Origin of the sequence: Mucilaginibacter sp. PAMB04274, from assembly GCF_039634385.2 — a bacterium.
GTDB lineage: Bacteria > Bacteroidota > Bacteroidia > Sphingobacteriales > Sphingobacteriaceae > Mucilaginibacter.
In genome coordinates, this window is the sequence record NZ_CP155081.2 from 416,607 (window position 1) to 429,742 (window position 13,136).

At 44.6% G+C, this 13,136-nt stretch carries 9 protein-coding genes; 5 read left to right on the plus strand and 4 right to left on the minus strand.

Annotated features, from left to right (window positions below; translation table 11 throughout):
- Positions 1-2 precede the first annotated feature (2 nt).
- From ABDD95_RS01800 to ABDD95_RS01810, 3 genes are read right to left on the minus strand one after another with little or no spacing between them, the layout of a single operon-like run.
- Positions 3-821 (minus strand): aminotransferase class IV, encoded by an 819-nt coding sequence (locus ABDD95_RS01800; protein ID WP_345950194.1) that lies wholly within the window; start codon positions 819-821, stop codon positions 3-5.
- Positions 818-1,954, minus strand: a complete 1,137-nt coding sequence (locus ABDD95_RS01805) for a P1 family peptidase (RefSeq protein ID WP_345950195.1) — start codon at positions 1,952-1,954, stop codon at positions 818-820. Before ABDD95_RS01805 ends, ABDD95_RS01800 begins: the two co-directional genes overlap by 4 nt.
- A gap of 26 nt (positions 1,955-1,980) precedes the next feature.
- Positions 1,981-4,326, minus strand: a complete 2,346-nt coding sequence (locus ABDD95_RS01810; protein WP_345950196.1) for a DPP IV N-terminal domain-containing protein — start codon at positions 4,324-4,326, stop codon at positions 1,981-1,983.
- A 184-nt stretch (positions 4,327-4,510) separates the two neighbouring features.
- Between ABDD95_RS01810 and rocD the strand changes: the two genes are divergently transcribed.
- The 5 genes from rocD to ABDD95_RS01835 all read left to right on the plus strand — a co-directional run bounded on the left by rocD (position 4,511) and on the right by ABDD95_RS01835 (position 10,095).
- A complete protein-coding gene (gene rocD / locus ABDD95_RS01815; protein ID WP_345950197.1) occupies positions 4,511-5,749 on the plus strand; it encodes an ornithine--oxo-acid transaminase in 1,239 nt (412 codons plus the stop codon).
- A 242-nt stretch (positions 5,750-5,991) separates the two neighbouring features.
- Complete coding sequence (gene kaiC, locus ABDD95_RS01820; protein WP_345950198.1) at positions 5,992-7,722, plus strand: circadian clock protein KaiC; 1,731 nt, start codon at positions 5,992-5,994, stop codon at positions 7,720-7,722.
- A 15-nt stretch (positions 7,723-7,737) separates the two neighbouring features.
- Positions 7,738-8,016, plus strand: a complete 279-nt coding sequence (gene kaiB, locus ABDD95_RS01825) for a circadian clock protein KaiB (RefSeq protein ID WP_345950199.1) — start codon at positions 7,738-7,740, stop codon at positions 8,014-8,016.
- A gap of 30 nt (positions 8,017-8,046) precedes the next feature.
- Positions 8,047-8,361 carry a circadian clock KaiB family protein gene (locus ABDD95_RS01830; protein ID WP_345950200.1) on the plus strand — a complete coding sequence of 105 codons (315 nt, stop codon included), beginning with the start codon at positions 8,047-8,049 and terminating at the stop codon, positions 8,359-8,361.
- 9 nt (positions 8,362-8,370) lie between these two features.
- Complete coding sequence (locus tag ABDD95_RS01835) at positions 8,371-10,095, plus strand: ATP-binding protein (RefSeq protein WP_345950201.1); 1,725 nt, start codon at positions 8,371-8,373, stop codon at positions 10,093-10,095.
- A 58-nt stretch (positions 10,096-10,153) separates the two neighbouring features.
- Here the strand turns inward: ABDD95_RS01835 and ABDD95_RS01840 are convergent, their stop codons facing one another.
- Entirely contained in the window at positions 10,154-13,039 is a 2,886-nt protein-coding gene (locus tag ABDD95_RS01840) for a triple tyrosine motif-containing protein (protein ID WP_345950202.1), read from the minus strand.
- Between the last annotated feature and the right edge of the window lie 97 nt (positions 13,040-13,136).

Below are 13,136 nucleotides of genomic sequence, written 5' to 3' on the forward strand. Positions count from 1 at the left end.
GTTTAATTAAACAGTGATGTCAGTTTTTCGCTCAATGCTTTACTAACCTCACCCGCCCCACCATTGCCAATTACATGGCCGTCTATTTCGGTAACAGGCAGTATGTTCTTAGTTGAACTGGTGATGAAGGCTTCTTTACAGGCCATTACTTCTTCCAGGCTTATTTCGCGTTCCTGTACGTTGAAGCCGTTGCCGTTAAGTCCTAATAATTGTTTGCGTATAATGCCTTTTAACACACCAGTTCCGCTTGTAAGTACCTCATTATTGGGGGTGACAATAAAGAAATTAGCCCGCGGTACCTCCTTCACCATACCGTTATTATGATACAGCACATCATCAGCACCTTTCTCTTTAATAAGGGGCTGCAGCCATATAGCCATTAAATAGTCTATTGTTTTAATGTGGGCCATTTGGCGCTGGTGAGGGTGAGTTATAACTTTAATGCCCTGGGTGTTAATCTCCTTACTTATGGTAAGCGGCTGTTGTGTTATGATCATGTTCGGCTTAACTACTGTATATCCATCAGGTGAGTAGCCGCCGGTAAGCGTAATCCGGATGCCGGAGTCAGATACCCCATTCTTTTTCATCAGCTCAAACAGCACTGCTTTTAGCTCATCGCGATTATAAGCAACTGGCAGACGCAATTGCCCGGCCGAATGATAAAAGCGGTCCAGATGATCTTCTAAAAAGATGGGCTGCCCGTTAATGATTTTAAAAAAATCAAAAATGCCATATCCTCTTTGTACAGCTAAATCTGTAATCAAAACCGACGCCTCGCCAGCTAATACAAAATCATTATTAACAACGGTATACTTACTCATTTTTTCACAACGTTATATTTCTTTAAAATAGGCATTACCCTATCCAGCGGTAAGGCTGGTACTTGATGGCCTTCTTTGCCTTTCATATCCACACCTGCAAAGAGCGAGTTAATGATCGCTTCTTCGGTTGCCTCTATAGCAGCCATAAACACTGGTGATGCGTAATCGTTTTGTAAATACTCCGCTTGTTGCAAGGGTTGGACAGGCTGGTGAAAAACCCGCACCGAGGCTGCTGTCGAAAAAGCGATCACATAGTCGCCGCTGCCGTTGGAGGCAATGCCACCTGTTTTGGCCAGACCCATAAAAGCACGTTTAGCCAGCCTTTGCAGATTCCGGCTATTCAAAGGCGCATCGGTGGCAACAATCATCATGCAAGAGCCATCTGCGTTGTTCATTAACTGGTTGCTAAAGTCGAACTTGCCCAGCTCGCGGCCCACAGGTGCGCCATCAATCTGCAATACGCCGCCAAAGTTGGTTTGCACTAAAACGCCTACCGTGTAACCGCCCAAGCTTTTAGGCAATAGCCGAGATGCGGTACCAATACCGCCTTTGAAACCAAAGCAAACCGTACCGGTGCCGGCACCAACAGCGCCCTCGGCTACATCGCTTGCTTTAGCGTTCCGGATGGCTAGTAAAACATCATTCTTGGTAACATGCCGGCCTTGTATATCATTCAGGTAGCCATCGTTGGTTTCCCCAACTACTGCATTGACCGACTGTATTTTCTCATTACCCTTTTGCTGTAAAGTGTAATCTATCAGCGCATCCAGGCCGGTAGATACATTAAGTGTATTGGTTAATACAATGGGCGTTTCCAGGTTGCCCAGCTCCGCAATTTGTGTGCTGCCGGCCAGTTTGCCAAAGCCATTGCCTGCAAACACCGCAGCTGGTACCTTTTGCTGAAAAACGTTACCCTCATGCGGCATGATTACCGTAACGCCAGTACGTATGTTGTCACCTTTAATTAAGGTGGTTTGCCCCACCTTTACACCGGCCACATCTGTAATTGCATTCTGTTTGCCAGTGGGTATTACGCCAAACTGAAGGCCGTAGTTGCGCGCTCTCTTTAAAGGCTGGGCCCGCGCTTCAAATGCAGCAATAACAATATACAAGCAAATTAACAGCTTTTTCATACTACTTTAATTAAGCGCAATTCCTTTTACTGTAGGCTGTTGCGTGGATCCGGTTTGGTTTTTAGCTGGTATTCTTTCGGCGGTTCGGCACCCAGCAAGTTACGTACAAAATAATCCCACCGGCGGCGCATCATGTAGGAGCTGTAAGGGCCGTAACCATGTGCACTGTTAGGAAAAATCACCAAATCGTAATCCTTATTAGCTTTTTCCAATGCCTCAACTACCAGCAGGGTATTGTATGGCGGCACGTTATCATCCATCATACCGTGGACCAGCATCAGCTTGCCTTTCAGGTTCTTGGCGTAATTTTGGTTAGCCTGATCCTCATAGTTTGATTTGCCGCTGGCATCTTTGGTTAACAACCCAATATAGCGTTCGCCCCAGTCATCCTCATAGTTGCGGTTCTCATGGTTGCCCGATTCTGATATGCCTACTTTAAAAAAGTCTGGGTATTTAAACATGGCCGATGCTGTGGCAAAACCTCCACCCGAGTGTCCCCATATACCGGCACGGTTAATATCAATGTACGGGTACTTTTGGGCCAGTTGCTGCATGCCGCCAATTTGGTCGGGCAGTGTGTTTTCGGCCATGTTGCCGTAGTTCATATCATGGTAGCTTTTGGAGCGCAATGGGTTGCTGGTGCCCTCAATCAGTACCACTATAAAGCCCAGCTCAGCCAGTGCCTGGTGGTCGCCCCGTACAGGCGAAAAAGACCAGCTACCCACACTGCCGCCCTGCGGACCAGGGTAGATGTAATTGATTATAGGGTATTTTTTAGAAGGATCGAGCTTGGTAGGCGTGAACATTAAACCAAATAAATCCGTTTTGCCATCGTGTGCTTTAACGGTTATAGCGGTGGGCGCCTTCCAGCCGGTAGCGGTAAGGCGCGATATGTCAGTTTTCTCCAGCAATGCAATCAGCCTGCCATTCAGGTTGCGTAAAACGGTTGCACCCGGTACATCGGGCTTCGAATAACTATCTATAAAATAGTTTTCGGTGGGTGAGAAGGTAATCTGGTGGTTGCCATCCTCGGGTGTAAGCGAAGTTAATTTCTTACCATCAAACCCTATGCGATATAAGTGGCTGAAGTACGGGTTACCCGGCTCGTGGCCACCGGCCAAAAAGTATAACTGCCGGTTTTTTTCATCAACCTTTAGCAGTTGTGTAACCACAAAGCTACCCTTGGTAATCTGGTTTTTCAGTTTGCCGGTGCGCGCATCATACAAATACAAATGCCCCCAGTTGTCACGTTCCGAAAACCAGATGATCTCATTACTACCTGCCAGGTATTTCCAGTTAATACTGTCCCAACCCGATTCGTATTGCGTGGCCACGGTTTCCTCAAACACTTCGCGTACATCACCAGTAGCTGCATTGGCAATGCGTACTTTTTCCTGCTTATGATCGCGCGAGGTAGATACGAAGGCCAGTTGCGAGGCATCAGCATTCCAGTCAACATCATCGAATGTACCACTGCTCGATATATCATCACTCAAAGTAGCGCGGTGAGGATCGGGCTGCACCTTCAGCATAATCACTTTAGGCTTTTCCACTTCAATAATGCAGCGGTGTATCATCGGTATGTCCTTGTCGCCAGGCAGGGGATATTTCCAGGCCTCCAGTTTAGGCGTTCCTACGTTGGTGGTCACCAGGTACATATCGCCAACCTTGCGCTGGTCTTGTTTAAAAGTGGCAATTTTTTTAGAATCTGGAGACCAACGCAGAATAGCCATATCACTATGTTTCCAGCCTGCGTTATCAGTTGCATAACCGAAATCTTTAACGCCATCGTTAGTGAGCTGCGTTTGTTTGCCGCTGGGCACATCGCGCACCCATAAGTTATAATCTTTTATAAAGGCAGCCTTCGTACCATCGGGCGATATTACCCCCGTTAGGCCACCGCGGCGGCCTGGCATTACAGAGCGAGGTGCTGCAGCATTGGCATCTTCGGTTAAGGTATAATTCTGCAAATCTGCCTTCCACATCTTTCCGGCGGCGTAAAAGCTTAACAACTTACCATAGGCAGCCGGTATGATGGATTGAAAAGGTAATCTATTGGCACTGTAAAGGTTGCCTGTTGCCTTAGATAGAGCCTCTGCCATTCTTTGATGATCGAAAGCCGGTGTACGGGTTCCTTTAGCAGGGTCAACCATTACAAATTCGGCACCGTTAGCAGTTAAGTTGCGGTACCATAATTTATCGCCCGGCAACCAGTTGGGGCGTATCATGCCACCATCAATAAGCGGGGTTGCGCTATAGCCTAACATGCTTTCGGCACGTTCATAGTCTTTAGCAGTTAAGGTTGGTGCTTGCTGGGCATAAGTAGTTGTTGTAAGGGTAAATGCAAATGCCGTAAGTAAGAGTTTATTCATGCTCAATGATGAAATATGTATAATATGTAGTAAGCTTTTTAGACCACGCAATATAGGTAAATTACTATTTTTTGACCGGGCAATGGGTTATCACTTACAGATTTGTTACCTTGTGGGCTAACAGCAGGATAAATAATCCGCATTCATTATCGTTATTTATAACGTAAATTAATATTTTGGCCCTATGCTTACTCTATCTCATACCCAGCAATACATTGATACCGAAGAGCGCTACGGCGCGCATAACTATCATCCGCTGCCCGTTGTACTTGCACGTGGCGAGGGGGTGTACTTGTGGGATGTAGATGGTAAGCGGTATTACGATTTCCTGTCGGCCTATAGCGCCGTTAACCAGGGTCATTGCCATCCTAAAATTATCAATGCGCTAATAAGCCAGGCGCAAAAGCTTACGCTAACCTCACGGGCGTTTTATAATGACCAGTTAGGAAAAGCAGAAGAATATGTATGCCGTTTGTTTGATTATGATAAGGCGCTGTTCATGAACTCTGGCGCTGAAGCCGTTGAAACCGCTATTAAACTGGCGCGTAAATGGGCTTATCAGCACAAAGGGATTGCTGATAACAAAGCTGATATACTGGTAGCGTCTGGTAATTTTCATGGGCGTACAACCGGCATCATTTCCTTTTCAGACAGTGCTGAGTCTAAAGACGAGTTTGGGCCATACCTGCCAGGCTTTACCATTATTCCGTACAATAATTTGCAGGCGCTTGAAGATGCTTTAAAAAGCAATCCTAACATCTGTGCTTTTTTAGTAGAACCCATACAGGGCGAAGCGGGTGTAATTGTGCCGCAACAAGGTTATTTAGCCGCTGTACATGCCCTATGCAGGCAATATAATGTACTGCTTATGGCCGATGAGATACAGACCGGTATTGGCCGTACAGGTAAACTGCTGGCCAGCTATTATGATGATGTACATGCCGATGTGCTGATTGTGGGCAAAGCCATGGCCGGTGGTGTGCTGCCAGTATCGGCCGTTTTGGCTAATGATGATATTATGTTATGCATTCGCCCGGGCGAGCATGGCTCTACCTTTGGTGGTAACCCTTTGGCGGCGGCAGTTTGTGTAGCCTCACTGCAGGTAATTGTAGATGAAACTCTACCTGAAAATGCTGACAGCCTTGGCCTAGTGTTCAGGGAGCGCATGGAACAGCTCAAAGCTAAGTACCCCGCAGTAGTAACAGCAGTTAGAGGAAGAGGGTTACTTAATGCAATTGATATTGCCGACAACCTACCCTTTACTGCCTGGGATATATGCTTAGCCCTACGTGATAACGGTTTGCTGGCCAAACCAACTCATGGCCACACCATACGCTTTTCGCCGCCGTTAGTAATAAATGCTTTGCAAATGGATGAATGCTGTGCTATAATTGAGCAAACCATAGCAAAGCTTACAAATTAAAGAAGCTGCATGTAAACCTTACTTTTCTTACTTGTTCAACTCCCCTGAAGTTGAATTTACAACTTGGTGTTGTGCGTTATTTGGGGTGTGTTTACAGAGTATAAGCCTGCAAATGAATCTTTTTGTACTTTGTGTTGCTATCTTTTTAGATAATATTTGTGCGCAATAATATACTTTAAATAAGCGCAAAATTAATTTATTGAGATAAAAAGCAGTACCTTGTACACACTTATCAAGTAATCATGTCCGTTTCTCAGTCCGATAATTTAAATAATAGCATTATTAATTTACCTAAAACACCCACCGGCATAAGCGGATTGGATGAGATTACCTTAGGGGGATTACCCACCGGCCGGCCAACTTTAATATGTGGTAGCGCGGGCTGTGGCAAAACACTGTTTTCTTTAGAGTTTATTGTAAGAGGCGCGCAGGAGTTTAATGAACCGGGCGTGTTTATTGCTTTTGAAGAAAAAGCTGATGAGCTGGCTACCAACGTAGCCTCCTTGGGGTTTGATTTAAAAAAGCTGCAGGAGGAGAAGAAAATTAAAATTGACTACATACATGTAGACCGTGCCGAGATTGAAGAAACCGGCGAGTATGACCTGGAAGGCCTGTTTATACGCCTGGGTTATGCAATTGACAGTATTGGCGCTAAGCGCGTGGTGCTCGATACGATCGAGAATCTGTTTTCGGGCCTATCTAACCAGGCTATTTTGAGGGCCGAGCTGCGAAGGCTATTTCAGTGGTTAAAGAACAAAGGGGTAACAGCTATCATAACAGGCGAGCGTGGCGACGAATCGCTGACCCGCCAGGGCCTTGAAGAATATGTGTCAGACTGTGTAATCCTGCTCGATCATCGCATTATCAACCAAATATCAACGCGGCGGCTACGTATTGTTAAGTACCGGGGTTCGGTACATGGCACTAACGAATATCCTTTTTTAATTGATGAAGAGGGCATTTCTGTATTGCCTGTAACCTCATTGCTTTTAAATAAAAAAGTATCATCTGAAACTGTAAGTTCAGGTATAGACGCGCTAAATGGTATGCTGAGCAAAGGTGGTTTTTACCGCGGCAGCAGCATACTGGTATCGGGCACAGCAGGTACCGGTAAAACCAGCGTTGGTTGCAGCTTCGCAAATGAGGCCTGCCAGCGCGGTGAACGCTGCTTGTATTTTGCTTTTGAGGAGTCGCCCCGGCAAATTATACGTAACATGCAATCTATAGGCATGGATCTGCAAACCCATGTTGATAACGGCTTGTTGCAGTTTTATGCATCAAGGCCAACTATGTACGGTTTAGAAATGCACCTGGTGGCTATTCATAAAGCCATCCGGAAGTATAAGCCGCAGATTGTAGTGCTCGATCCTATTACCAATTTAATTACCGTGGGTACCGTAAGCGATGTAAAATCGATGCTGGTACGGTTGATAGACTTTTTACAGGAAGAGCAGATAACAGTAATGTTTACGGCGCTAACTTTAAACACCATTGTTAATGAGCAAACCGACGAAGGTGTATCCTCATTAGTGGATGCCTGGCTGCTCATTAAAGATATTGAAATGAACGGCGAACGTAACCGCGGTTTACACATCATGAAATCGAGAGGGATGCAGCACTCTAATCAAGTACGCGAGTTTATTATTACCGATGAAGGACTTGACCTGGTAGATGTATATTTGGGCCCGGATGGCGTGCTAACCGGCTCGGCCCGCGAAGCGCAGATGCTGTTAGAAGAAACCGGCCAAATGCTGCATACGCATGCTATTACCCGCAAAGACCGAGAGTTGTTAAGGAAACGCAAAGTGCTTGAAGCAAAAATTGATAGCTTAAAAACAGAATTTGAGTCGACCGAAGAAGAGTTGAACAAAGTATATATTGAAGAAGATCTCAAAAAGGAAATTTTGGAACAAAATCGCCAAAAGGTTACCGATATTAGGCGGGGAACGAATAAACCCGATTCCGGAAAATAATAATTAGCAGCAACATTGGAACAAATTTATGAACTGCGGCTTTATGTAGCAGGGAAGACGAGTAAATCGGTTACGGCACTGAACAACTTGCGCAAGTATTGCGAGGAACATTTAGCTGGCCAGTATACCATTGAGGTGATTGATTTACTGGTACAACCGCAACTGGCCGAGGGCGACCAGATATTGGCTATACCTACCCTTGTAAAAAAGGTGCCGGAGCCGGTACGTAAAATAATCGGCGACCTGTCTAATAAAGAAAAGGTGCTGGTAGGTTTAGATATACGCCCCAGATAATTTACAGAAGCGATTTTTATATGCAGTACAATGATTAATGATGGGGACTTATCCTACGATTGGGGAAAAGAAGAGGATACGGTTTACGTACTGCGTTTGTTCGTAGCCGGAACATCTCCTGTTTCTGTTCGCGCCATAAATAATCTGCATGCTATACTCGAAACACACCTGAAAGGCAGATACGAACTGGACATTGTAGACGTGCATCAGCAACCGTTGCTGGTACAAAGCGAAGACGTAACGGCCGTGCCTATGTTAATTAAAAAAACACCCATTCCCAAAAGACGCCTGGTTGGAGATATGTCTGACACAGATAGGGTACTACGCGGACTGGGACTATTATAATTTTTGTAGTTGGAAACTTCAAAGTCATACCAGGAACTTTTAAATGAGCTGAGCGATTTGCGCATACAGCTGGAAGAAGCTACTGATACCATTGATGCCATCAGGTCGGGGGAGATTGATGCCTTGGTGGTAAAAGTTAACGACGGGCATCAACTTTACACCCTCAAAAGTGCCGACCAAACGTACCGTATTTTTATTGAACAAATGACTGAGGGTGCCGTAACCCTAAGCACCGACGGTAATATATTATATAGCAATTCACAATTTGCCGGCTTGGTAAATTCTCCGCTTGAAAAAGTAATAGGTAAATCATTCTTTAGTTACGTTACCGACGATTGCCAGCGGGAATGCAAGGAGCTAATTGCCAAAGCGTGGGCGGATAATATTAAAGATGAGCTTACCCTGCTTGCTGCCGATGGTGCCGAACTACCGGTTTTGTTATCGCTTAAAACGCTCGATTTAGACGAAGGATTAGCATTAAGCATTATCATAACCGACCTTACCGGGCAAAAGGAAACACAAAAGCTGCTCAAGCAAAAAAATGCTGAACTGGAAGAGGCACAAAAAGTGGCGCAGCACCTAAATGCCACTTTGGAGCATACAGTTAAAGAGCGTACCCGCCAACTCGAAAAAAATATAGAAGAGAAGACCAGGGTGGAGGAAGAGCTGCGCAGCAACCAGCAACAGTTGAGCCGCATACTCGAAACAATGGCCGAGGGAGTAGGTATAATTGACGTTGAGGGTAAATTAATTTACGCCAACCCCATGGCGCAAAAAATATTAGGCGTAAAGGAGCACGAAATTCTGAAACGAACGTATGACGATCCGAAGTGGCAGAATTTAAGAATTGACGGTACGCCATTGCCAGACGGGGAGCACCCCATGGCCGTGATTATGCGTACAGGTGAACCTCTTTTTGATCAGGAGATTGCTGTGCAGCCTCCAGAAGGTGAGCGTTTTTACATCTCTATTAATGCTGCACCTTTACGTGACGATAACGGGCATATTGTTGGGGGCATAGGTACCTTTATGGATGTAAGCATCCGCCGGAAGAACATTCAGAATAAGGATGAATTTATAAGTGTAGCCAGCCACGAGTTACGTACACCAGTTACTAGCCTTAAAGCATCGCTGCAATTGCTTTCACGCATGAAGGATAACCCTTCACCTAAAATGCTGCCCGTACTAATAGATCAGGCTAATAAAAGCTTGAACAAGTTGAGTGTGCTGATCAGCGACTTACTCAACACCACTAAAATGACAGAAGGCCAGCTGCACTTAAATAAAAGCAGCGTTGCACTAAGCAGCCTGGTTACCGAATGCTGCCAAAATGTACATACAGAAGCAGGGCATGAGGTGGTTGTAACTGGGAATAAAGATTTGCAGGCATATGCCGATGCAGATAAAATTGAGCAAGTGATTACCAATTTGGTTAATAACGTTATTAAATATGCACCTGATGCTAAGGAAATCATCATAAACCTGGAGAAGCAAGGTTCGATGGCTAAGGTGTCTGTAATTGATAAAGGTCCGGGTATTCCGCCCGAAAAGCTGCCCAACTTGTTTGACCGCTATTACCGGGTTGACAACAGCGGTATACAATACTCAGGATTGGGCCTAGGCCTCTATATCTGTTCTGAGATTATTAAAAGGCACAATGGCCAGATCGGGGCCGAAAGCGAGTATGGCAACGGAAGTACCTTTTGGTTCACGCTGCCGCTCATTAATGCTTAAATAGTAATGAGTTAATCATTACTTGATATCAACAAAGCTTTTTAATAAACTGTCTCTTTTATTCCTGGTAATTATAATTAATAGCGTTAATCAGATAATCAAACAGTGGCACGTCTGATGGTATCTGCATTTTCTTACGTAAACGGTATCGGCTCACTTCTACGGCTTTAATAGTAATACTCATCAGTTGCGCAATTTCTTTGGAGGTAAGGTTCATTTTGAGGTAGGCGCAAAGCTTCAGATCATTCGGGCTTAGATCCGGGAACCGCTCTTTAAGGCGGCTCAGAAAGTTGGAGTGAATCATATCGAAGTGAATGGCAAACTGCTCCCAGTCGGCATCATTCCTTTCTGCCTCATTCAATAACTTAATCACCCTTTTAAATTCGGCAGCTTTATCGCCCGAGCTGCTGTTGGCTAAAGGCAGCAACTCCTCTTTAATTTTTGCCAGCAGTTTACCCCGCTGCACCAGGTGCATAGTGGTTGATGCCAACTCCTTGTTCTTGTAAACAACATCGGCCACCAGCTTTTCGTTCTGCAGCTTCATAATCTCCCGCTCGTTGTGTTCCAGCTCCAGCTGATGCAGATATTTTAGTTTTTCTTGCTCTTGTACGTGTTGCTTTTGCTGCCGTTTAGTTAGCAGGTACATAAATCCGGCTGCTATGCACACACAAAACAGGTAAAACCACCAGGTTTGATACCAGGCCGGTTCAATGATTACTAAATGCTCAATCGGTTTCGATTCGTTACCTAAATTATTACGCGCCTTTACTTTAAAAATATATTTACCCGGTGGCAAATTGGTGTACTCCTTCTCTGCCTTGGTGCTCCAGGCCGACCAATCTTTATCAAATCCGCTCAACTGGTAGCTAAACTCAATAGTGTTTTGCTGCTCATACAGGGTTGATGAGAACTCGAACTGCAGCGAATTTAAATCATAAGGTAATTTTACCTGGCTGATGTTGCCGCTGCTGTATCCGCCAAATACAATGCTATCCTTTTTACCAAATATTTTAACTTGAGTTAGCAACGCGTTTAACTGCTTGCTCTGCTCGCGGTATTTTAAAAAGTTAATGTGGTAAATACCCTTGTTAGCGCCCACAAATATATTTTGCTGGTTAAATGGATAAATATGCTCAAAACCCGATACGAGTTTAGATGTCAACTCCGGAAAATAAACTACCGTAGGATGGTTCTTATTAGTCGAAAAATCAATAACACCCAACTTTTTCTCGTTTACAAACCAAACGTTGCCGGCCCGGTCCTCGTTCAAATAATGCAGGGCAGTGTTTTTTACGTACGGATAAAAGAAAGCGGAGTGCTCAAACCTTTGCGTATGGTCGTTATACTCATAAATGCCTTTAAGCGTAGCCACTACAATCCGGTTTTTGATATGGAAAAGATAGTTACCCAAGGTTGATGGCAATCCATCCTTAACAGTAAGCAGTTTACTCTTAAGGATGCGTTTATGGTCGGCCGAAAGGTTCAACTTAAACACGCCACGGTAAGGGTGCGATGACCACACAATGTTGTTGCTGTGATCATAAGCCATAAACCGCAGAGAAATTTTATCCAGCCCCGTAATAGGTCCGGCGTTTACAAAGGTGCCTTTGTCAAAATGCAATAGTTGCAAGCCTTCGTAAGTGCCAGCTAAAGCATCGGGCGATGGCTCAATGGGCGATATGGGCTCAAATAACCAAGTGCCAATAGATTGATTAACCGGTTTTAATTGGTTTTGCTCTACGTTAAAAGTGCCATCCTCATGCCCTAATAACAACTGGTGATTAATTTCTTGCAAACCCCACACCTGCCCTTTAAGGTTGCTTACTTCTTTAAATTCGCCGCGCGAGTAACTCAGGTCTTTAATGCTGTTATTAATGGGCAGGTGAAATAAGCCGTTTGATGCACCTACGTACAAGTTCTGGTTAAAAATATACGAGGTGTAGCTGCTGATCTGCTTTTTATTGTCAGGAAAGATCTGCTTTATGGCGCTGTTAAATGCAATAAAATCAATTCCGTCATCCAGCGCCAGCCAAAGGTTTTTGGCATGGTCGGTAAACAGGTTTCGAATGTAGTTCTTCTGTAACCCCTCGTCGCTCGAGAAATGCTGAATGACTTTGCCGTTTCGGTCGATGATATAACAGGCAGAAGTAGTGGTTCCAACAGCAAACCATTCCCTATTTACCGGAATAGCACAATAAATATAGCTGGTATTGAAAATTTGATCGGCATCGGTATTTTTAGGTATGAGCTGGTTTCCGGTTAGCAGAAAAAGCCCGTTTTTAAGCGTGGCAATAAGCAAGGTACCGGGCGCATAATCTAATACTGCTGTAACAATGCCTTCTTTTAAAATCGGGGCACTGCAGGCAGTTTGCCATGTGCCTTCTCTAAATACCATAAGCCCTTCATGCTTTTGCTGGGCATAAACCTGGTTTTGCGCCGAACCTAAAAACGTCCACTCGTTGTTCGTTTTAAAAACGCTTACAATTCCGTCTTTCAAATAAAATATCTTCTCAACCGTACGGAAAAACGTGGCGCCGTCCTGCTGGCAGATATTCCAAATATCCGCAAATTGCCGGCTCGATTCGGGCATAAGCGGTTTTAGCGAATGATAGGTTAATATTCCACGGCTATCAGGCAGGTAGTAGCCTATCTCATCCTGAGCACCTACGTAAATTTTTCCGCTGGCATCTATCTTTAAAGCATGAACTACTGTGTTATTAGGCAAACGGTTAAGTTTCCAGTGCTTACCGTCAAAAGATAACAGCCCTTCGTTATTAGCAAAATATACCCTTCCATCCTTATCCTGATCAATAGCCCAGTTTTGAATACCGCCCTTGTAATCCAAATTAGAATAATTTACAATTTGCGGCAACCCAATGGGGTTTTGTGCATACGATAATAGGAATGAAAGGCAGGTGAAAATGGTTAGTAATGCTTCTTTCATTAATGCAGTAAAACTAAAAAAATGCCGAATAATACCCTACAAGGTTATGAAATTTGCCTTTTTGGTGTGTAGGTGTAGATCAAAATATGAATATGTT

What these genes read in the sequence shown, in the direction of transcription:
- rocD (WP_345950197.1), top strand. Translation starts at nt 4,511, where the DNA reads ATGCTTACTCTATCTCATACCCAGCAATACATTGATACCGAAGAGCGC.
- ABDD95_RS01830 (WP_345950200.1), top strand. Translation starts at nt 8,047, where the DNA reads ATGATTAATGATGGGGACTTATCCTACGATTGGGGAAAAGAAGAGGAT.
- ABDD95_RS01800 (WP_345950194.1), bottom strand. Translation starts at nt 821, where the DNA reads ATGAGTAAGTATACCGTTGTTAATAATGATTTTGTATTAGCTGGCGAG.
- ABDD95_RS01805 (WP_345950195.1), bottom strand. Translation starts at nt 1,954, where the DNA reads ATGAAAAAGCTGTTAATTTGCTTGTATATTGTTATTGCTGCATTTGAA.
- ABDD95_RS01840 (WP_345950202.1), bottom strand. Translation starts at nt 13,039, where the DNA reads ATGAAAGAAGCATTACTAACCATTTTCACCTGCCTTTCATTCCTATTA.
- ABDD95_RS01810 (WP_345950196.1), bottom strand. Translation starts at nt 4,326, where the DNA reads ATGAATAAACTCTTACTTACGGCATTTGCATTTACCCTTACAACAACT.
- kaiC (WP_345950198.1), top strand. Translation starts at nt 5,992, where the DNA reads ATGTCCGTTTCTCAGTCCGATAATTTAAATAATAGCATTATTAATTTA.